13 protein-coding genes are annotated in these 22,479 nt (G+C 36.4%); 4 read left to right on the top strand and 9 right to left on the bottom strand.

Annotation, left to right across the window (positions count from 1 at the left end):
- Nucleotides 1-2: 2 nt before the first annotated feature.
- The 7 genes from BUC21_RS06975 to BUC21_RS06945 all read right to left on the bottom strand — a co-directional run bounded on the left by BUC21_RS06975 (nt 3) and on the right by BUC21_RS06945 (nt 15,803).
- A complete protein-coding gene (locus tag BUC21_RS06975) occupies nt 3-1,856 on the bottom strand; it encodes an outer membrane protein assembly factor BamB family protein (RefSeq protein WP_073400626.1) in 1,854 nt (617 codons plus the stop codon).
- A gap of 155 nt (nt 1,857-2,011) precedes the next feature.
- The gene (locus BUC21_RS06970; RefSeq protein WP_073400623.1) at nt 2,012-2,869 is read right to left on the bottom strand and encodes a hypothetical protein; all 858 of its coding nucleotides are present in this window, start codon (nt 2,867-2,869) and stop codon (nt 2,012-2,014) included.
- A gap of 100 nt (nt 2,870-2,969) precedes the next feature.
- Entirely contained in the window at nt 2,970-6,008 is a 3,039-nt protein-coding gene (locus BUC21_RS06965; RefSeq protein WP_073400931.1) for a golvesin C-terminal-like domain-containing protein, read from the bottom strand.
- 6 nt (nt 6,009-6,014) lie between these two features.
- Nucleotides 6,015-7,466: a sodium:solute symporter gene (locus tag BUC21_RS06960; protein ID WP_073400621.1), complete on the bottom strand. Its 1,452-nt coding sequence runs from the start codon at nt 7,464-7,466 to the stop codon at nt 6,015-6,017.
- A gap of 165 nt (nt 7,467-7,631) precedes the next feature.
- Nucleotides 7,632-9,458: a RagB/SusD family nutrient uptake outer membrane protein gene (locus tag BUC21_RS06955; protein ID WP_073400618.1), complete on the bottom strand. Its 1,827-nt coding sequence runs from the start codon at nt 9,456-9,458 to the stop codon at nt 7,632-7,634.
- 11 nt (nt 9,459-9,469) lie between these two features.
- Nucleotides 9,470-12,979, bottom strand: coding sequence for a SusC/RagA family TonB-linked outer membrane protein (locus BUC21_RS06950; RefSeq protein WP_073400616.1), 3,510 nt, complete (start codon nt 12,977-12,979; stop codon nt 9,470-9,472).
- A 358-nt stretch (nt 12,980-13,337) separates the two neighbouring features.
- Nucleotides 13,338-15,803, bottom strand: coding sequence for a bifunctional glycoside hydrolase family 9 protein/polysaccharide deacetylase (locus BUC21_RS06945; protein WP_073400614.1), 2,466 nt, complete (start codon nt 15,801-15,803; stop codon nt 13,338-13,340).
- A 275-nt stretch (nt 15,804-16,078) separates the two neighbouring features.
- On the opposite strand from BUC21_RS06945, the gene BUC21_RS06940 reads away from it, so the two are divergent.
- Nucleotides 16,079-17,959 (top strand): DEAD/DEAH box helicase family protein, encoded by a 1,881-nt coding sequence (locus BUC21_RS06940; protein ID WP_083547630.1) that lies wholly within the window; start codon nt 16,079-16,081, stop codon nt 17,957-17,959.
- Between the two features lie 195 nt (nt 17,960-18,154).
- On the opposite strand, the gene purN is transcribed toward BUC21_RS06940, so the two are convergent.
- Nucleotides 18,155-18,745, bottom strand: a complete 591-nt coding sequence (gene purN, locus BUC21_RS06935; protein ID WP_073400612.1) for a phosphoribosylglycinamide formyltransferase — start codon at nt 18,743-18,745, stop codon at nt 18,155-18,157.
- A 151-nt stretch (nt 18,746-18,896) separates the two neighbouring features.
- Between purN and BUC21_RS06930 the strand changes: the two genes are divergently transcribed.
- The 3 genes from BUC21_RS06930 to rnc are packed head-to-tail and all read left to right on the top strand — an operon-like array spanning nt 18,897 to nt 21,414.
- Nucleotides 18,897-19,133 (top strand): acyl carrier protein, encoded by a 237-nt coding sequence (locus tag BUC21_RS06930; RefSeq protein WP_073400610.1) that lies wholly within the window; start codon nt 18,897-18,899, stop codon nt 19,131-19,133.
- 15 nt (nt 19,134-19,148) lie between these two features.
- On the top strand, nt 19,149-20,411 hold the full coding sequence (fabF, locus tag BUC21_RS06925) for a beta-ketoacyl-ACP synthase II (RefSeq protein ID WP_073400608.1): 1,263 nt from the start codon (nt 19,149-19,151) through the stop codon (nt 20,409-20,411).
- Nucleotides 20,377-21,414 carry a ribonuclease III gene (gene rnc, locus BUC21_RS06920; RefSeq protein ID WP_083547629.1) on the top strand — a complete coding sequence of 346 codons (1,038 nt, stop codon included), beginning with the start codon at nt 20,377-20,379 and terminating at the stop codon, nt 21,412-21,414. The genes fabF and rnc overlap by 35 nt, the downstream gene beginning before the upstream one ends.
- Before the next feature lie 23 nt (nt 21,415-21,437).
- Here the strand turns inward: rnc and BUC21_RS06915 are convergent, their stop codons facing one another.
- Complete coding sequence (locus BUC21_RS06915) at nt 21,438-22,448, bottom strand: ATP-dependent 6-phosphofructokinase (RefSeq protein ID WP_073400606.1); 1,011 nt, start codon at nt 22,446-22,448, stop codon at nt 21,438-21,440.
- Between the last annotated feature and the right edge of the window lie 31 nt (nt 22,449-22,479).

Below are 22,479 nucleotides of genomic sequence, written 5' to 3'. Positions count from 1 at the left end.
TCTTATCGTTTATAACTTGACTGTTTTAAAATTCCTACTTCACCGCTTGTACTTGTAAACACGCATTCTGTAGCACTCAGTGGCACCACCGTACTTATAAGTGAGTTCCCCACTTTATGTTTCCAGAGAAGTTTTCCTGAGAAAGCTTCCAAGGCAAAAACGACTCCACTCTTAGTGCTACCAAACACAACTCCATCTTTCTCCACCAACATGGATGGCGCATGTTCATATCCAAACTTCACATCGGTTGCCCATATCTGTTTTGGAACATTACCTTCTGTAGAAAAACAAACTACGCTATCTTGCATGGTTTTACTATACAATCGCATCTTATCTGCCGAAAGTCCAATTGTTTCTCTGACAGTAGATTGAAAAGTTCTCCATATTGTTTTTCCACTATTAGCATCAATCGCAGTCATTGCACGTTGAGGATCGGTTATGAAAACTTTCCCATTTGCGGCGACAGGCCATACTGCAGCCGGAGAAAAATGCATCCGAGTCAGATTTCCATTCCATTTCCAAAGCTCTCGCCCGGATTCTTTATCTAATGCATACAGATTATTATCCCAGGCACCAAAAATAACTTTGCCTTCGTAAATTAATGGTCTTGTTTCAATATATCCTTTAACGTCTGTATATTCCCAGCGAAGTTTTCCTGTCTTCACATCAATAGCCCGAAAGGTATGATCACTTGCTCCAATATATGCAATCCCATTATCAATAGTAACAGCACCTAGTACAGCTTCTTTGGCTGTATATTCCCAACAAAGTTTTCCTGTTTTAGCATTGACTCCATATATTTTTTTATCAGCAGACCCAAAAACAACGACACCATTTGATGCTGCCGGGGTTCCTACAATACGATTTCCTGATTTGAATTCCCACATTTTCTTACCACTGCTTAACGAGTAGCAACTTAAAAAGCCCAAATCATCTCCAACATAAACGTTCTTATTATATATAACAGGAGATGAATATATTCCTGCAGCTGTCTTCACAATCCAAAGTTCTTTAACCTTATCATATTCTTTATTTATAGAATAATCAGGTCTTTTATACCCAGAATCATCTGAATTATAATAACTTTTTCTTAAAGAATATGATGCCCACTTTTCAGGTTCATTTCCTATTTTTTGCTCATATACCAATAATGAATCGGGAGTCACTTCAAAAACGGAATAACCTCCGACTTTTTCTTTTCCTCGCAAGTTTGAACGACAAATAATACCAGGAATACCATCGTAATTAAACAATAAATTACGGTGATAATGTCCTCCCAGGAAAGCCCTGATATTGTATTGACGAACAGCATCTGTTACATCATACCAATTATCTACATCGCCCTCTTGCAAAGGGTAATGGGTTACCAGAATAACCGGTTTATCTTTTCCAAAGGTTGCCAACTCTTTTTTCATCCAGGAAATATCCTGTGGAGAAACATGTCCATCAGCCATTCTAATGACTGGCCCTGAATTAAATCCAAGAAAAAGGATTCCATTGTACTCAAACTTAAATCTGTCTGAACCAAAAATATGGCCAAAATCAGTTGCTCCAGATTCACTCCACTTTGTTTCATGATTTCCGGAAGTGATATAATATTTCATCTTCAACAAGTCAAGCAATGACTTTACTCTCTTCAGAGATGCACGATCCCCTTCTTCAGTTACATCACCAGATACAATTACAAAGTCTATATCCTTGGTTTTATTTATTTGCTCAACAGATTTTCTCAAATCATTATAAGCAAGAGAATCACCACTAACATGTAAATCTGTCAATAATGCAAAGCGGAAATTTTCACCTCGTAAAGAGTTAATTATTAGGCAAAAAAGAACTGATAAAAAGACTTTTTTCATAATTAGATCTATTTAGGCCCTTATAAAAACAAATGTAAAATAAATGTTTTAATTGTAGAAATAAGAGCGTTTATTTTATGAGTTAGAATCATTTATTTGCAAATAATAACATTTAAGAAAACAATATTAGTAACATAATCATGTATAGTAAGCCATTAAAAATGCGAAATAGGAGAAATGTTTTGAGTATGATATTCAACCAGTCCATTCATTGGCGACTCAACAATATTATCAATTACTATACCAAATTCCTTTGCAACCTGATGTAACACAGAAGAATAGTTATATGCAACAGAGCCGACAAAACGAATTGGATAATTTTGATAGTCATACTGAGTAACACTACGAACAAAGAAGCTTCTTAAATTCTGAGAAACAAGATCATAGACATATTCACTATCAAGATGTTCATTAAGAAAATATGAAAATGTTGATAGGAAACGGTTTGGAAATGGGCGACTATATACAGACTCAAGAGCATCATCAGCCGAAATACGAAACTTTTCATAGAATGTTTCAATAAGAGCAGCTGGCGCCAATCCTTTTAAACAATCAGCCAGAAAAAGCTTACCTAAAACAGCGCCACTACCTTCATCACCTAAAACATAACCTAAAGATCTCACATTGCGAGTTATATTTTTCCCATCATAAAAACAGGAATTAGATCCAGTCCCCAAGATACAAGCAATTCCTGCTTCATTTTTTAATAAGCCACGTGCTGCAGCCAATAAATCACTCTCAACTTCAATGGGAGATTTAAATTGGGCAACTAAAGAAGCACCAATAATACCTTTTCTTTCAGGAGAAGAGCAACCTGCTCCGTAGAAAAAGACCTGTTCAAATCTTTTTCTAAAGAAATGTTCCGGAAGTCCTAAGCGTACACTGCGACTTATTTCTCTCCTTGATTGAAAAAAAGGATTTATTCCTTCTGTAAAAATATGCTCAGTAACGCAATCTCCATCAATCAAAGCCCATTCCGTTCTTGTTGAACCACTCTCAGCTATCAGTTTCATTTATTGTTTGCTTATTAAAAATTGCTCAAAGATAAATAATATTTCTTTATCATCATAGATAAGATGAAGAGGTATTATTCACCATTTAAAATTCAATTATTCAGTTTTTTGAGAAGAAAGATAACACTGACTTCATTAACTGGTTTTTCCCTTCTTCATTCTTAACAGATTCAAAAGGAAAACCGAGTATGCAGGTTTTATATTTTCCATTATACGCCACACCTGCACTCAAATTATTTTCAGAATATCTAAAGACTGTATACGAATCTTTTGCTGCCGGCTCTATTCCATCAGGAGATTCTACAGCATATGATTCAGCATTTAGTTCATTGTAATAGTCATAATTACCAGACAACATTGCAAAAGGAGATGCTACGCTTTTAACTTTGCCTGTTATAGCAGCCTGTCCTGTACGCCATTTATATTTCAATGTATTCATCGCAAAATTCCTATCTTCCTGTCGGGATGCTTTATTATCCCACAAATCCGATCCGACAAATGCACCCGAAATAAAGATATTACCATCTGCTTCGCAATATTCTTTAATTGCAGTCTGCAATTTCTCAGGGAATGTTTTAAACTCTGTTGGACATTGGCCTCCACGCCCCATCTTTGTTTCACGTTCTTTCCCCAAGATCAGATCTACAAATTTATATTCTTTCAGATCTGCATTCTTATCCATTATGGCTTCATCACTACAAGAAACAAAAGAGTATCCTGCATTAGTTATTGCTTTTCCATGAACAAAAGGATAATCGAAAGTATTGCCTGCAATAACCATTTTTTCATAATTTGCGCGACTAGCTCCAAAACCTGCAGCATCATCATCCATCCATGGAATACTACGTCGGAATTCCGTCTGACTTCCAATAAAACTATAGTCTTGTTTGTAAGGAACTCCATGATCAAGCACATCATAGAAACCTGCAATACTATCGGCTACAAAGTCGGCCGGAGCACTAATTCTATCAAAGCCGTTCACTACCAGAACCATCCCCTTCTCTTTTGTCACTCTACTGGCTGAAAGAATTTCAGAAGGAAAACTTTCACCTCCATCATTCAATGCAGTAACCTTATAACTATAGATTTGTCCTTCATTTTGTGATACGCGATAGCTATTTGTATTCACAATAACACCATTATCAAATTCTCCGTCATCAATGCGCGTATAAACAACATACTTATTTGCTACAGCAGTTGGTTCTAATGGGTCCATAACTGGTTTCCAATTTAACTCAACTTCGTCTGTATTAACAAAGTGAATATTAAAATGATCTATTGGCAATGGCTGAACAACATATTTCTGCTTATATTGAGAAGATACAAATTGAAGTATTCCTTTATAAATTGCACGACTCACTGTAAAACGAAATCTCGGATCCAGTCCATATCGCATATCAGCAAAATTCTGATGAGAAAGAAGTTCCAACAACATAGCAGGAACCTTAGGAACACGTGCTTCATAATAAGACTGATTCCACATTCCACGACGCGACCAGTTAGGTTCATATAATGAACGAATGTCATTCACTATTTGAGACTGTACAAGGTCTGTTAAATCTCTGGCGGCATATCTGGAAACGCCATTTGTATATTTGGTATCATCGGTATTAGTACAGAAAATGCCTAAAGATCCTATAATTGAATCATTCATTGTTGTTCCAGCATCGGTATGGAAAGCAAAAGATAAATCAATTGGGATATTCAAACCTTCTGACTTCGGATCAACACTCGATCCTCCAGCTAAATAATTAACCCAAAGGCCTCTCGATTTATAATCATCAGTATAATCGTTCACTCCTTTACTTGGAGAATATACATCTTCCGGAAAACCTGCCCATTGTAGCCAATAACGGGCCCCTTCTGTATAACGAGGGTATCCGCTCGTTTCGTAAGGATAGTCAACTTTTGGCAATGGTTTTATTTCTTCCTGAGCTTTGGTATCTGAGCTCTTTACATTTTCAGTGGTACCACTATCGGCAATGCGACGAGCAATATTTCCAAAACCGCCACCAATCTTTATAGCATCTGCCGTAACAACATTTCCTGTCTTAGACGATTTGTTAGTGAGCACAATTCTGGAATCATAATTTCTGCCAGCATCAAAGCTGAAATGTCCTAAATAAATCCATGTACCTCCGCCCATTGTCTGATTAATCTTAAACTGAGTGGTACCTCCTTTATGATAGACAGTATACAAAGCGTCATCAGAACTGTTTGCTAGGCTTTTATAAGAAATATAAACAGCATATCTACCAGCTTTAGGAATATCCGGAATCCACTCTGCCGAACTCTCTTTTCCTTTCTTAATTGTTTCTATCAAACGGAAAGTTCCATCATGAAAAGGGTTATCATTGTTTATGTAAAAGTCCTTTTTCTGAGCAAAACCAGGACCGGCGCCATCATTCCATTTTTTATCAGTAATCTTTTCAATATAACGAGAACTTGCACTTAAAGAACCGTCATTATCAACAATAATTTCTGCTGTATTTGTATCACGCTCACGAGGCAAAAGTACATTAGCACCGGCATTTTCAAGCATTGGTACTAAAAACGGCAGAACATAACTCTGTGTATATAAATCCTCCACTGTCTGAAAGATACGGGCTCGTTGCCACTCCCATCGTGTTAACTTCGACTCATAATAATATCCATGACTTTGCCACATGGCAATGTGTCTGTTCAAAAGACCTTTTGTTGGTCTGTAAGGTACTGAAATACGAGTTATTAAAGGCTTATCAATGTCATTAACAAAAGTTTTTGCTTTCTTATCTTTCTTACTTCGTAATGCAAGTGGAATAAGTTCTTCTATCGGGTGCTTATCAGTAATCAATGTCACTTGATAATTTACAAATTCTGGGGGTAGTTGTTGACGAATATGCTTATATATTTCGGCTACATTATCTTCCCTGAAAGGGATATAAGAGCAATTCATATTAGCATATAATTCTAACTTGTTTTTACTAACTGCAAAAGAATCAATATAAATTGGTCCTACAGATATGGTCTTCTTTGAAACTTGAGTCAAATACGAACCAATTGTTGAGCGCACTTCTTTAGAAAGTTCCTGGGCTTCAGCTACCTGACTAAAAGAACCAGCGAATAACAAGCTTAATACAAAAATACGAATAGGTTTCATATACATCTATTTTTGTTTATTCATTATCAAAGTAAGACCAATAAAAGTAAATAAGGCATTAAAGATTAGCAATTCATAGCTAAAAGTGTACCCATTAAACCAAACCTGTGAATTCTTTTGAAGAACAAAACAAAGTATTGGTGAAATAAGGGCAACTAAAGGAACATATTTATCACGAACTTGCTTTTTTATGCAAATACCAAAGGCAAACATACCTAGAATAGGGCCATAAGTATAGCTCGCCAGAATATAGACAGCATCAATTACACTTGTGTTATTCAATGAATTTATCACAATGATAACCAGCCCCATTACTACAGACATCATTACGTGAACCTGCTTACGAACTTTTACAACTTCTAAATCAGTTTTATGCTTTGTACTTCCCAGAATATCCACAGTAAAAGAAGTAGTTAAAGCTGTTAGTGCTGAACCTGCAGCTGAGTAAGCAGCAGAAATTAATCCAACAATAAATAAAACACCTACAATTTTAGGGAAATAACCATGAGTAGCGATTAATGGGAAAAGTTCGTCACTCTTTTTAGGAATTGCAATTCCTGATTTCGTAGCATATATATATAAAAGTACACCTAACATTAAAAACAATAAAATAATTACTACCTGGAAAATACCACTGGTAATCATATTCTTCTGAGAATCTTTAAAATTCTTGCAACTCAAATTCCGTTGCATCATGTCCTGGTCAAGACCGGTCATAGCAATCATTGTGAATATACCTGCAAGGAATTGTTTAAAGAAATATCTTTTATCATTAACATCATCAAAGAAAAAAGTCTTTGAATAATCATGATCAATAATAGCACTAAATGCTCCATTAAAAGAGAGATTCAGATCTGAGCTTATATAATATATACAAAAAAGAACAGAACCAACTAGACAAAGAGTCTTTAAAGAATCTGTCCAGATTAAAGCTTTAACCCCTCCACGGAAAGTATAAAGCCACACTAATAAAACTGTAAAAATAACATTCAGTAAGAAAGAAAGATGTAATGGTTCAAAAACCAGTAATTGTAGAACCACACAAACAAGGAAAAGGCGGACTGCTGCACCCAGCATTTTTGAAATAAAAAAGAACCATGCACCTGTTTTATGTGTAGAAACACCAAAGCGATTATCAAGGTACTCGTAAATAGAAACCAGGTTCATTTTATAAAAAAGAGGAATCAGTAAAAAAGCTATAATAAACTGTCCAGTCAAAAAGCCAAGAGCCATCTGCAAATAAGAGAAATTGCTTACGGCCACCATCCCTGGAACAGAAACAAAAGTTACTCCTGAAATGCTAGAACCTATCATGGCAAAAGCCACTACATACCAACGAGACTTCCGGTTTCCAACAAAAAAACCTTGATTATCAGTCTTTCTTCCTGCAATATATGATATTGCAAACAAAACTGCAAAATAACAAAAAATAGTTGATAGGACTAGAACTGGACTCATACCTTCATTTATTAAACTTCTAAAACATTATACTAAAAAAAAGGCTAATCAAAACTTATTCAATTTTTCCAAACAAATAACAAAACTACATTCTTTTTCATTTATAAAAAAGGGATAGTCTAAAAAAGGCTATCCCTTTTTAAAATTATTCACAACTATTTAAGGTTAGTTCCAAAGTGGAGTCTGTGTTAGATTATATCCTCTTTTAGTATACAAATCTATTTGATCCTTAGCTACTGGAGATAAATAGTTCTTATCATCAAAAGAAATTCTATCTTTCGCGCCCTCAGGGATATAATAGCCTACCATACTACTTGCATTTGTACCATTATATGTAACTATCGTACCATCAGCCTTTGCAACTTGAAGTTTACCAATTTTAGCTTTCACTAAATAAGCAGGAACTTCTTGTGGAATATTAACCCATATACCTTTCAAGTTATCTGGATGAGTAGTGCAATTCATATATTGCAACTTTCCCCATCTTTTTATATCCAATAGACGAGAATGTTCAAATACAAATTCCATTTGACGTTCGCGACGAATCTCCCAGATGAGAACAGGAACATCACTATCACGATCAGGATCATCCGGAAGACTAGCTAATTGCATAGGAGCAGTTTTAGTAACACCTCTTGAAATTGCTTCTGAATCCAATGGTCTATTACGGATAACATTAATTGATTTATCAATGTCAGCTTGGGTAACTGCAACTCCATTTAATGTAGCCAGTTCAGCTTTTGCCTCAATCCAGTTTAATAACACTTCAGATAAACGCATTACCGGATAAGCATTCGTATTAGTCATACTAGCATATCTTGCAGGAATATTTGCATCTGCAGCATGTGTCGGTCCTTCTCTATCAATAAATTTACATGAATAAAGTAATGACGCAGACTGAACTTTAGGAGCATACCAGAATGTTGCTTCAAAACGTGGGTCACGTGTTTTAATCAAATTTGAAAGATTAAACGAATCCGCTTTTGCTACCGATGAATTTTTCCAGTTTTTTCCATCTACACAGATAAAAGCTTTAACCAAAGCAAGGTTAGCTGCAGAAGTCTGACTTTCATAGCCATTACAGTATGAAGCAATACAATGAGTTACTCCCTGATCTTTATTATAATTTCTGAAAAGGATACACTCTTTATTGCTTGACAAGTCTGAAGATCCAAATAAAGAGCGGAAATCAGAAGAAACTGAATACTTTCCACTATTCATTACAACTTCCGCAGCATCTCTGGCAAACTCGAGATATTTTTTAGCTCTTGCCTGATCATTGGAATGATATTTCTGCCATGTTCCTTCAAAAAGCATCCAACGTGAAATAAATCCAGCAACAACGTACTTATTTACATATTGATTACCATCATTTGCACGTACTTTATCTAATGCATATTTAAAGTTAGCATAAACAGAATCCATCACTTCAGCTCTTGGAGTTCTGTCTTTAAACATCTGATCATAATCTGTTTCAGAGAAAGTCTTTGCATAATATGGAACATCACCAAATGTTGCTACTAATCTGCTATATTCTAAAGCTTTAAAGAATCTGGCGATTCCAGACCAATGCCCGTAAGCTTCTGTTGATATACTTGATTTAGAATAACTTTCAATTCTATCAAGAAAGACATTTGACTTACGAATCCATCCAAAATACCAGGATGGACCAGCATATTGTTGCAACCACGCACTACTACTTCTTGAAGAAGGAATACTAGATTCAAAATTTGTCTGAACATTAGTATTCACACAGTTATCACTAAAATTATAGCCTAATAAAGGAGCATAATCTGTTCCCCATGAAGAATTATAACCTGGGAAAAAAGAGGTATAATATTCATTGGCATAATACCTTAGGTTACTTTCCTGAGTCCAAAATGCTGGAGTATCAGGCTCATTATTTAGCTGAGGACGATCCAAAACATCATCACTACATCCCGAAAAAACGATGAGTATTAATGAGAATAGGGTTAATATATTCTTTTTCATTGTTATATTTTTTAGAAGTTAAGCTGTAAACCGAATGAAACACTTTTAAACATCGGAGTACCTACTCCAGTACGACCCGAATTGTAATTTGATGAATTAAACATAGAATATCCAGACACAGCTTCAGGATCGATTGGAAGATCACGTAAATGATCAAATGTGAAAAAGTTTTCAAGAGCTATATAAACACGAGCTTTAGATATTGCAGCCTTTTTCAATAAGTCCTGAGGCAATGAATATCCTAATGTCATATTCTTAATTCTCATATAAGACATATCTAACAAATATCTGGATTGAACCTGCATATTATTTGTATTGTCGCTACCTCCTTGATTATATGCTCTAGGATAAAATGCATCTGTACGGTCGTCTTTCCAGAAATCTCCAGCAAAAGTTTGAGGCATAGCGCCATCAGAAGAGTTATATCCCGGAATAGCTAAGAAACCTGATCCCCAAATTTGACGTTTTCCAACTCCCTGGAAGAAAATAGAGCAGTCAAAGCCTTTCCAGTCAGCACCTAATCGAAGACCATATTCATAGCGTGGAGTTGAATTACCAATAACTGACAAGTCACCATGATCATCTGTTGTATTACTACCATTGTTTATTTCACCATCACCATTCAAATCCACGAATTTAACATCACCCGGTCCAAAGTAGAAATTTGATGAATTTTGCAAATAAGGTTGATAAACAGGCTTCTTCCCATCAACTGTTTTTAGTTTATAAGCTTTTTTTCCAGCATATTTGGCACTTTCATCTGCAGTCAATGTAATTAACTGCGGTTTACCATCACTACCAAGTTCAAAATCGCTGTATTGGTATAACCTGTCTGTCTTATAACCCCATATATCTCCATATCTTTTTCCTTCATAATAAGTATTGGAAACAGTCTTTACAGCTAGCGGAGCATACTTTGTAATTATAGTTGTTGCATCTGCTAGAGTTGCTGTTGCATTAACACCAATACCATTACTAAATCTGTGATTATAGTCAACAGCAAGTTCCCAACCTCTGGTTCTTAATTCACCAAAGTTACCATTTGGAGCACTAGTACCAAATGTATTAGCAACAGCAGCACCTGCTACAATCATATTTTTAGTTGTTCTTTGATACCAGTCAAATGAAACTCCTAATTCATTATTAAACATACGTAAATCGACGCCTAAATCTAGTGTTTCAATATCTTGCCATGTAATTGATGGAACTACTACAGAAGGAGTACCGACAGAAACAAATTTAGTAGAACCATCTAACCAACTTGTATTCGAAACACCCATAGTAGAAACATACATAGAATTAGGCACTGTCTGATCACCAATAGTACCCCATGAACCTCTCATCTTCAAAGAACTTAGAGTTGGTTTTGCCCATTCCATAAATTTTTCCTCACTTGCTCTCCATCCGGCAGAGAAAGAAGGGAACCAGCGCCAGCTTAAATTAGTAGGGAACTTAGAAGAACCATCATAACGTAGATTTGCCTCAAATAAATATTTATCCATTAAAGCATAATTTAAACGTCCATAGTAACCCAACTGAGATTCCCAATACACTTGTCCACCTGCAGTCTGAGTTCCTGTTGCCAAATCAAACTGAGGATTAGAAATATCCAAAAGTTGTGTGATTTGTGACCAATTGTTGACAGTCTTCTGAGTTACACGGTTAATACCACCCATAGCTTTGAAAACATTGTTTTCATCAAGTTTAAAGTTATATGTTGTATAAACGTTCGCAGTTTCTTGCTCCATATTTTCAGAGTTACGATAAATATGGTCTGGATTAGATCCTGTTGAGGTATAAGTTACATTGCTTAACTGGTAAGCCGGCATAGCACCTGTAGCTGAAGCATCAACTACCTGTCCGCTATCATCTACATAAATCCGGTTCCCATTTGCATCTAATTTAGCAGCGGCTCCACCCCATGCGTTTTTCGCTGTATAAATAGTTCCAGGTCTGTTCCATGTAAATTCCTGACTAGCATGAGTAAAATCTGCATCAACAGTCCAATCTTTAGTCAGATGTATAGTTGCACCGATGTTCACATTTGTATAATTATATTTTTGGCTAGCTGTATTAGCTTGCTGAGCTTCAGAAACAGGGCTTCTTATCGGATCTCCATCTTCTGTAGTAAGAGGATAAAGTGGCCCCCAACGATATAAATACAACCAAGGGTCAGCTGTAGTTGAGTTTGTTACGTAAGCATATCTTTTTTCACGCTTAGAATAAATCATACCAGCTTTCACTGTAAGATATTTATTTATATCGGTACTCAATCTTAGTGATGCATTGTAACGTTTAAAATCGTCATGTTTTGCAGGTTTCATCATACCTGTCTGATCCAAATATCCTAAACCAATATTATAAGCTGTTTTACCGCTTTTCCCACTAATTGAAAGATTCTGTGTTTGAGAAGGAGTCCATTCTCTTACCATATAATTATATGGATCATAAGTTCTGACACCAATCTTACGGTCACTTGAATCTACATACCAGTCACGACCGTAAACCATCGGATCATTTGCTTTTACAGTACCCCCATATTTTTGTTGCCAAAGAACAGATTTCTCATAACTTTCACGGGTTACATACCAAAACGCTCCAGCAATTGAACTTCCAACTCTTTCGAATGCATTAACAGTGTAATCCAAAGCATCAATACCGCCCATTTTTATGTCTTTGGCAACATTTTGCCATGAGAAGTTAGTTGAATACTGAATATTTACAGATTCGTTCTTTGCACCTTTCTTTGTTGTAATAAGTACAACACCAAAAGCAGCCTTAGCTCCATAAATTGAAGATGCAGCAGCATCCTTCAATACAGAAATAGATTCAATATCATCTGGATTAACCATTTGAATACTAGGAATCTCAACATTATCCAAAAGAATAAGAGGAGATGAAGTTCCATTGATTGAAGCTAACTGACCACGAATCTTCATTGTAGGATCAGAACCAATTTCTCCATTACCTACAGTAACCGAAAGACCTGGTATTGTACCTTGCAGACCACGGCCAACATCAGCAATTGGTCGATTCTTTAAAGATTTGTCGATATCTACAGAAGACACTGCACCAGTCAGATTTTCTTTCTTTTGAGTACCATAACCTACTACTACAACTTCCTCTAACAATTCCGCGTTTTCTTTCAAAACAACTGTGATAGAAGTTTTACCATTTACAGCAACCTCTTGCTTTTGAAAACCAATATACGAAACTATTAGTGTTGCATTTGGCTTAAGTTTCAAAGAGAAATGTCCGTCAATATCAGTAACAGTACCATTTTTAGGCGATCCTTTTTCTGTGATACTGGCGCCAATCACCGGTTCTCCGTTAGAATCGGTCACTGTACCTTTTAGAATGATAGCTTGTTGTTGCGACTCACTTACATCATGAGTAACATTAACAGCCCAAACACCTGCAATAGCCTTAGTGCTTCCCACTGTAGAGAAAAGGAAAGCAACTGCTAAAGCTGTAAGAAACTTCTTTGAGAAAGTTCCTCGAGATAGTTGAATTGTGCTCATAAAAGATCAATAATTTAAAGTTGAAAATTATATAAATTTCTATCTAGAACTAATAATATCAGAAGTATTGATTTTAAAATAATCATCATTTATTCAATAATTTAAATCATATATTAAATATGATCTATTAAAAACGTATTAGCACATTGAATATCGGCCAATCTATAGAATAAAACCAGTTTAAATATGCATCAAAAGTAGAACTTAAATTTTAGGATTCAAAACATAAATTCTATATTTTTTAATGTTTTATTCACATTTTAAATACAAACTACAAAACGACACGATTAATTCAATAATAAAATCAAAATATTATTGATATAGTTATTTTTGTATCAAATTGAATTAATATTAAAATTTATAGTAACTTATCTACAGGAGTAAATTCGTATCCTTTGGATTTTAAAGTCTCTATTAATTTATCAAGATAGTTATAAAACTTATCTGTTCGTCTTTTATCCGTGCCAATATGAACTAATAACATAAAACCATTTAGTGTATTTATTTGCTCATAATTGAGAATATTCTGATAAATCTCCTCTGAAGATTTATACGACTTCATTTCAGGAACAGTATAATCAGCATTTGATCCGGTTCCCGGAGTGAAATTAATAAGTTGCACGCCTAATTCTGAACACCATGAAGATATATCATTATTATACCATTCATAGGCAGGTAGAAAATAAAGCTTCTTGGGTAAATTAACTCCTGCCTGTATCATTGCCTGATAATTATCTTTAAGATCTTTCCGAAAAGCTTCACGGGTAATCAAAGTCGAATCTCTCTTGCCCCAGTCGGCATAAAGTATATGCTTATCCGAATGTGGAGCTAAATAATGACCATCTTTCTGCAATGACTTTGCTAACTTAGGGAAAGAACGATAAAAATCACCAGTCAGAAAGAAAGATCCTTTAATGTTTTGTTTCTTTAAAGCCTTACTGATAGTCTTACCCCCATCCGCAAATTCATGCCCGGTAAAGACCAAAGCTATTTTCTTTTTCGAAGTATCTCCCTGAATAATTCCTCCAAGAACTCTCTTATTCGAATCTTTAGAAGAAGCTTCAGATGCCAGGTATGCCAGATAATAACTTAAAGATGCTGTTCCATCCATAGTTGGTTCATTCGTAGAATAGTCTGCATAATCATCGTGATAGACAACTCTATCTGATTGAAAAGCTGCATATTTATCTTCTTGTCCTAAATGAACACCTCTCAAATTCTTAAAAATAGAAGTATAAACAGGCCCATCAACCAATCCACCATCAATAGGATAATGATACAGCTGCGAAAAAGCAGAATGCGGATAAAGAGGATAATCTCCATTGGAAGGCAACCCTACAATCATGCATTTTCCCCATGGATTACAACCAAATAACCAATCTCGCATAGCTGTTTCCATTTCAAGAAATTCAGTGTTACCAGTCAATCTGCGATACAAGTTACATTGAGTTATCAGCGCAACTGTAAGATTGTTAGAACACCATATAAAAGGTATTCCATTTAAAAACACATCATCGCCAGCACGTTCGCGTACTCGTTCCAAGCCACTTCTTAAGTTACGAATAAACTCGTTCTTTACGGCTGGATTATCTTGAGTAGCAAGTTGATAGTGTCCGATATTCACAAAGGGATACCACTGATAATGGCGTGCAGAATCTGCTCCCATCCAAGGAGTAACAGGTTCCATTCTACCATACAAAACGGCATCTTTCAGATACTTCTTATCACCGGTAGATTTATAAATCTGAGCTGCAGCAAGCTGCATATCATCAGTCCAGTTATCTTCTTCATAAAAATATGGAGACACACAACAGGCTGTTTGACATACGCCCGGAAACTCTACACCTTTATTATAGGCATCAACAGACTTTTCTTTTAAGATTTTCGAATATTCAGGATAAAAGTTTGCCAGTAAATCGGCTCCTAAAGAAAAAGCTGATGCAAATTTACCAACAGTCGAAGCAAGTCCGGTTGTTCTGTTTTTATGTTTCAGCAATCCCTGCTTTTGCCCCGTGCAAAAATAAACCGGACGATCTTTTCCTTTTCCCCAACCATAATCAACTACGTCATTAGTCGGCAATTTAAAGCCTGCATGATCTCTATCATCTGCAATCTGATTAAAAAAAGTATCTTTATCAGGATTCATTCTTAACAGCCAATCCAAACCCCATTTTGCTTCGTCAAGCACATCGGGAATTCCATTGCTTCCGGGTAATCCGTCAGCTCTATAGTTATCAGCAAAAGCCTTTGGGTACTGACTATAAGCAAATAACATCTGGTATATAGCATTTGCCGAAGTAGTGACATATTGAAGGTAATCAGAAGCATCATGCCATCCGCCACGAGCATCTATTTTTTCTCCGGTACGAGTAGGATGATCAACAATTCTACCATCAAACTTATGGCAAGAATCATTTAAAAACGGATTAAACCCACAACGTTGCTGGCGCATGTACTTTAATGGTACTTCAACAGCAGATGAGTAGACATTATTACCTATTCTAAAAACAGGAGACTTAACTGTTCCTGCTTTAATATAAAAAGAACCGGATTGTTTAAATTCAGAGAAGTTCAAACGAGCAGTATTAGAAAAAGGACCTTGAGCGCCTTTTTGTTGAACGACTTTGCAGTTACACATTACTTTATCAGTCAAGCCACTTACAATCTGAAACTCTGAAACAGACACAGATTGATCAGTAAGCCAAACAGCTACCTTAACATCATCAGGTAAATAACCTTCTTGATTCACTCTAATCCATTGCGAAGCGCAAACAGAGCCAGAGAGCAAATGAAAAGAAAGAAGTGCAATCCCTATTTTTTTCATAATATGGCACAATAAAGGTCTGGTTAACAAAATACTAAATGCAAACATAAATATTAAAAACTTAATTGCAAGCAATTTTTATATTAAATTTTTGTTTCCAATATTTAATTAACCTAAATTATATTATCTAATAGTTAATATGATGTTATAAAGCAGAAATAAAATGAATTTCAGAAAGTAACCAGCATTTATTATAACAAGAAGAGATAAGCTCTTTAACTAAAGAATAATCAAAACATTATTTTAACTTTGCACACTTTCGTAAATTGAAATCAATGGACATATTCAAAAATATGTTTCAACTGGTTTCTTTAATAAAAACTAAAGAAAAACACTACGTGAGAGAAGTAATACTAAAAATAAAAAAAGGTGAGCGTCTGCTTGATGCGCTAAAACGCGATGGAAAGCAAATGCTGCCAACACATTGCATTATCAATAAAACATTAACAGGTATTGGAGCTACTTACTGTGAACTGGTGAGCGACAGAAACTCAATTATCGTTGAGCCAAATGTTCCGGTAATTGAAGGTAAGGTAAAAAAGCACAAAGGAAGTATATTAGGTGTATATTCAGGTATCACGGGACAGAAAATTGAGGAATACATCCAGAAACATAAGTCAAAACGAAAGATTATGGTAACTCCGGAAAGTTTTCAGCGACTAAAAGAGACTCTGGAGGAAATAAGCATTGATATATACAATGAATTCTTTTTGCTGTTCGACGAATGCGAAAAACTGATTCAGGACATTGACTTCCGCGAATCCATTGAAGCTCCTATGGATGATTTCTTTAGATTCAGAGAGAAAGCGATGGTTTCTGCCACACCTTTGATAGCAGCAGATCCTAGATTTGAAAAGCAAGGCTTCTCAATATTAAAAATTACACCCGATTTTGATTTCAGCATGCCAATAAAACTTCTACCTACCAATAATATACTGGAGGCATTCCTTGAAGAGATTACTTTGCATCCTGGCAATATCTGTGTATTCTGCAATTCAATAGATACTTTCGAGTCAATTTTCTGCGAGTTGTCACTCGACCTTCAGAAACAAGTCACCACTTTTTGCAGCGAAGGCGCAATGGAGAAGCTTACATATATGCATTCTAAAAACTTCAACCGAAAAGCTTACAGCTTTATAAACAAGCTCACAAAGGTAAACTTCTTTACGGGCCGGTTTTACTCGGCGGTAGATATAGAATGCAAAAGCAAACCTCACGTTATTATCCTGTCGGACATGATGGGGGCACCACAATCAGCCATCGATCCAAGAACAGAGACTATCCAGATTACAGGCAGATTCCGCAACGGAGTTAAAAGCGTTACGCACATCAGCAGTATAAAAGAGGATTTGGAATACCGTTCGGAGGTAGAAGCACAGCTTTATCTGGAAGGAACATTCCAGGCTATCAGCACAATAAAGAACCTCTATTCAAAAGCCGGAAGCGAAGGCGAGAAGGGTGCATACCTTGAAGCACTTCTTGGAATGAGTGGAAACTGTTATTTAAATGAAGACGGAACCAGGAATGAATACAAGATAGCCAACTACTACGATGAACAAAGAGTGTTGGAACTCTACACAAACAAAAATCACCTACTGAATGCCTATAAGGCAATACCAAATTTCAGTATAGATTTCCAGCCAAAGGAATATCTATTCAGCGATGCAGACCGACTGTCACGCCAGAGAGCGAAAACCCGCAAATGGAAAGCGGAGGTATTACTTCGTCAACTCGACAGGGCAAACCATCTTCGTTTCTCAGAGAATCCGGAACATAGAAAGTATTACGAAGCACAGATACAACAAATTATTCGTTCTCCATATGAGCATACTCTTTTTGAATGTTACCTTTCAAAAGGATCTGAATATATAAGGAGTATAAACTTCCGCGAGTCGACCATGCTCAGCACTTTAAAGAAGAAGAGCTTGCATCAGCTAAAAAACTGCCCTTCTGTAACCCGCGGAGTTCATAAACAATTGGAGACAGGAAAGCAATATACCGCATCCGAAATTAGTGCCGTACTCACCAATATATATAAGAAGAACGGTATACCTGTAAATAAAAGAGTAACTGCATCCGAAGTAGAGAGGTATTTTGAGACAAGTACTACCCGCAACAATAGAGGACCTAAGATATTATTAATCAGCACAAAATAGTGAGAAACAGAGACGAGCAATTAACTGACTGAAAAATGGAAAAACATAAGGTTGTTTTGGAGGGGGTAACAAGGGTACCCCCTCTGAAAAGCCGTGAGAATGGGCGTGCTAAATTTTAGCACAAGACATATAAAAGAAGTTTTTGGGAAAGTTTAGCACCACCACTTTTACTTTGTAACAAATTATGCTTTCAGATCATTCAGAAGACAACTTAAATTCCTTGCAGATAGTATCTTCAATTACTTTGGGGAAGTATTTATATTCCAGAGCATGAATCCTTGTGGCCAAATCATTAGGAGTGTCCGTTGTAAGCACATCACATTTTGCCTGAAAAATTATACTGCCAGAATCATAATGCTCATCTATATAATGTATAGTAATACCAGAGAATTTATCGCCCGATGCAATCACAGCGTCATGAACACGGTCGCCATACATCCCTTTTCCACCATACTTAGGAAGTAAAGCCGGATGTATATTTATAATTTTATTAGGATACGCATGAATCAGGTCTACAGGAATCTGAAGAAGAAAACCGGCAAGAACAATAAAATCAACTTCATGTTCTTTAAGCAAAGAGAGAAGTTCTACAGTATTATTAAAATCAGTTTTAGTAAACACAGCATAAGGGATATGATGCAACCTAGCTCTCTCTAATATATAAGCATCAGCCTTATTAGATAAAACCAAAGCAACCTCAATAGACAGATTGCCATTAAAATATTGCATGATATTTTCGGCATTCGTACCTGAACCTGAACCAAATATTGCTATTTTTATACTCATAAAACCGCTAATCTGTGCACAAAATCGTGAAAAATGTGCAAACAAATGAAATTTATTGGTTAAATATTTGCTCGAAACAATAAATATTCATTCCTTTGCAGCTGCAAATTTAAAAAAATAATTCAATTTATTAATTAAAAAACTTAAAGTTATGTCTGAAATTGAATCAAGAGTAAAGGCGATTATCGTTGATAAATTAGGCGTTGAAGAATCTGAAGTTACATTAGAAGCAAGCTTCACAAATGATCTAGGTGCAGATTCACTTGATACTGTAGAACTTATTATGGAATTCGAAAAAGAATTCGGAATCTCTATCCCTGATGATCAAGCAGAAAAGATCGCAACTGTAGGTGACGCTGTATCTTACATCGAAACTGCTAAAGCTTAATTCTGATTTCATAATATGGAATTAAAAAGAGTTGTAGTAACAGGTCTTGGTGCTCTTACTCCTATAGGCAACACTATTCCCGAATTTTGGGAAAATTTGGTCAATGGTGTGAGCGGAGCAGGACCTATTACTCATTTTGATACGTCTTTGTTTAAAACTAAATTCGCTTGCGAAGTAAAGAACTTTGATGCAAATCAATACATCGATCGCAAGGAAGCAAGAAAGATGGATCGTTACACACAGTATGCAGTTGCTGTAGCTAAACAAGCTGTAACAGATTCAGCTCTTGATCTTGAGAAAGAAGATTTAAACAGAATTGGTGTAATCTTTGGTGCTGGAATCGGTGGTATCCAAACTTTTGAAGAAGAAGTAAAGAACTATGCTACCAACAAAGAAAACGGCCCAAAATTCAATCCTTTCTTTATCCCAAAAATGATTTCGGATATTGCAGCAGGACAGATTTCCATCATGTATGGCTTTCACGGTCCTAACTTTGCAACTGTATCTGCTTGTGCAACTTCTTCAAACGCTATAGCTGATGCATTTAACTATATCCGATTGAACAAAGCAAATGTAATTGTAACCGGTGGATCTGAAGCAGCTATTACTGAAGCAGGTGTAGGCGGTTTTAATGCAATGCACGCTTTGTCAACACGAAACGAGGATGCAACAAGAGCTTCTCGCCCATTCAGCGCAAGCCGCGATGGATTCATTATGGGTGAAGGTGGCGGATGCCTCGTTTTGGAAGAATTGGAACATGCCAAAGCACGTGGAGCAAAAATTTACGCTGAAATTGTTGGAAGTGGCCTTTCTGCTGACGCATATCACTTAACAGCTTCTCACCCAGAAGGTTTAGGAGCTATGTTGGTAATGAAGAATGCATTGGAAGACGCTGAAATGAAACCGGAAGAAGTTGATTATATCAACGTTCACGGAACATCTACTCCTGTAGGTGATATTTCAGAATCGAAAGCAATCAAGGAAGTATTTGGCGAACATGCTTATAAGCTGAATATTAGTTCCACTAAATCTATGACTGGCCACCTTCTTGGTGCTGCCGGTGCTGTTGAAGCTATTGCAAGTATTCTGGCTATTAAAAATGGAATCGTTCCTCCAACTATCAATCATGAAGATGGAGACAATGACGAAAACATTGACTATAACTTGAATTTTACCTTTAACAAGGCGCAAAAGCGTGAAGTTAATGTAGCACTTTCTAACACCTTTGGTTTTGGTGGGCATAATGCATGCGTTATCTTTAAAAAATACAGCGAATAAGATTGTGTTAAACAACAAAATAGATAGAATAAGGCTCTTGTTCCGCAAGGATAGAGAGTCTTATTCTCGTTTTTATTCTATTTTGGGGTTCTATCCTCGCAACATAAGCCTTTACGAACAGGCTTTACTCCACAAATCGTCTTCTATAAAGTCCGAAAAGGGCCGACCTCTGAATAACGAACGACTTGAGTTTTTAGGAGATGCTATTCTTGACGCTATTGTAGCAGATATTGTTTACAAGAAATTCGAAGGCAAAAAAGAAGGTTTTCTAACGAATACACGTTCTAAAATAGTTCAACGGGAAACTCTTAATAAACTTGCCGTAGAAATTGGCCTCGACAAGCTGATAAAATACTCCACCCGCACATCTTCACACAACAGCTATATGAGCGGAAATGCCTTTGAAGCATTGGTAGGTGCCATTTATATGGACCGGGGTTATAATGTCTGCAAGCATTTCATAGAAGTTAAGATTATTAAGCGCTTTATTGATCTGGACAAAGTGGCAAAGAAAGAGGTAAATTTCAAATCTAAACTGATTGAATGGACTCAGAAGAACAAAGTTATAGCCTCTTTTGAACTTATAGAACAATTTCTCGATAAAGAATCGAACCCTATCTTCCAATCAGAAATTCTTATTGAAGGGCTTTCTGCAGGAACAGGAATAGGCTATTCGAAAAAAGAATCTCAGCAAAATGCTGCTAAGATGGCACTGAAAAAGATTCAGACCACACCAAATTTCCTCAAAGAAATCTTTGATGAAGCAAGAAAGAAAGCAGAAGCAGCTATAGCTGAAAAAGAGATTCTTGCAAAGGATGATGAGAATTCCGGGATTGCAACTCTGGAAGCAGAAACCACTCTGGAAACAGAAGCGACCGAGTTAGAGGCCGAAATAACCGATTCTTTCGAACCTCAAAACAATGAAATGGTATTAGAAGAGGAACAAGAATCAAATATCAGCGTAACTGAACAATTGATACCCAACAATCCTCTTCTGGGTTAAGTCATTCTGTATTCGCTCTTTTCTTATCCAAAACAAATTCCCATTCTCCTACCCTGAACAACCAAATCTTGATCTTCGGTTACTAATTTCAATTTCCCGGCAACTTCACTTAAAGGTATTGAAGAAATTTCATTTCCTTGCAACGCTATCATTCGCCCAAAATCCCCGTTGGCAATAAGTTCTGTTGCATGCCCTCCCATACGGGTCGATAAATTCCGGTCGAAAGGTGTTGGTGCTCCTCCTCTCTGAATATATCCCAGAACTGTTTGTCTTGTTTCAATTCCGGTTTCGTGTTCTATTTCTCGGGCAACATATTCTGCCGCCCTCTTTCCATCGCCCGTTTTAATACCTTCTGCTACAACTACAATAGAATACGGTTTTCCTTTTTTCAGGCGGTTCATTATCGTTTCGCCAACGTTCTTAATACTATATTCTATTTCGGGTATCAATATTACATCTCCTCCGCCAGCCATGCCCGAATAAAGAGCAATCCAGCCAGCCTTATGCCCCATAACTTCAATTACCATTACTCTTTTATGAGAACTGGCAGTAGAATGAAGTCTGTCGATAGCATCAGTAGCAATATTAACCGCAGAATCGAATCCAAAGGAGAAATCTGTGCCCCAGATATCATTATCGATTGTCTTTGGTACAGAAACCACATTCAGCCCCATAGCTGCCATCTTTGCTGCAGTTTTCTGGGTGCCGTTTCCTCCAATACAGACCACACAATCAAGTCCGAGCTTTTGTATATTTTCCGCCATTATTGCGGGTTTATCAATATCTGGTGAGACGCCTTTCTTTTTAAAAGGTTTTTCTCTCGAAGTTCCTAGAATAGTACCACCTTGATTTAGCAGCCCCGACGTCGATTTTTCTGTAAAGAATTCCACATCATTTGTCAGCAAACCCTGGAAGCCACTATGTATACCAACCACTTCCATTCCGTAAAAATTCATCGCCGTCTTGCAAACGCCTCTTATTGTTGCGTTAATTCCCGGACAATCTCCACCCGAAGTCAATATACCTATTCTCATACCCTAAAATTTTAATTCTAATATGAGCGTA

This window comes from Bacteroides luti (genome assembly GCF_900128905.1).
Classification (GTDB): domain Bacteria; phylum Bacteroidota; class Bacteroidia; order Bacteroidales; family Bacteroidaceae; genus Bacteroides; species Bacteroides luti.
This window is presented reverse-complemented; position numbering and strand designations above follow the sequence as displayed.

Excerpts from the sequence above, each read along its gene's own strand:
- BUC21_RS06975 (WP_073400626.1), bottom strand. The coding sequence starts at position 1,856 with ATGAAAAAAGTCTTTTTATCAGTTCTTTTTTGCCTAATAATTAACTCT.
- BUC21_RS06970 (WP_073400623.1), bottom strand. The coding sequence starts at position 2,869 with ATGAAACTGATAGCTGAGAGTGGTTCAACAAGAACGGAATGGGCTTTG.
- BUC21_RS06965 (WP_073400931.1), bottom strand. The coding sequence starts at position 6,008 with ATGAAACCTATTCGTATTTTTGTATTAAGCTTGTTATTCGCTGGTTCT.
- BUC21_RS06960 (WP_073400621.1), bottom strand. The coding sequence starts at position 7,466 with ATGAGTCCAGTTCTAGTCCTATCAACTATTTTTTGTTATTTTGCAGTT.
- BUC21_RS06955 (WP_073400618.1), bottom strand. The coding sequence starts at position 9,458 with ATGAAAAAGAATATATTAACCCTATTCTCATTAATACTCATCGTTTTT.
- BUC21_RS06950 (WP_073400616.1), bottom strand. The coding sequence starts at position 12,979 with ATGAGCACAATTCAACTATCTCGAGGAACTTTCTCAAAGAAGTTTCTT.
- BUC21_RS06945 (WP_073400614.1), bottom strand. The coding sequence starts at position 15,803 with ATGAAAAAAATAGGGATTGCACTTCTTTCTTTTCATTTGCTCTCTGGC.
- BUC21_RS06940 (WP_083547630.1), top strand. The coding sequence starts at position 16,079 with ATGGACATATTCAAAAATATGTTTCAACTGGTTTCTTTAATAAAAACT.
- purN (WP_073400612.1), bottom strand. The coding sequence starts at position 18,745 with ATGAGTATAAAAATAGCAATATTTGGTTCAGGTTCAGGTACGAATGCC.
- BUC21_RS06930 (WP_073400610.1), top strand. The coding sequence starts at position 18,897 with ATGTCTGAAATTGAATCAAGAGTAAAGGCGATTATCGTTGATAAATTA.
- fabF (WP_073400608.1), top strand. The coding sequence starts at position 19,149 with ATGGAATTAAAAAGAGTTGTAGTAACAGGTCTTGGTGCTCTTACTCCT.
- rnc (WP_083547629.1), top strand. The coding sequence starts at position 20,377 with ATGCATGCGTTATCTTTAAAAAATACAGCGAATAAGATTGTGTTAAAC.
- BUC21_RS06915 (WP_073400606.1), bottom strand. The coding sequence starts at position 22,448 with ATGAGAATAGGTATATTGACTTCGGGTGGAGATTGTCCGGGAATTAAC.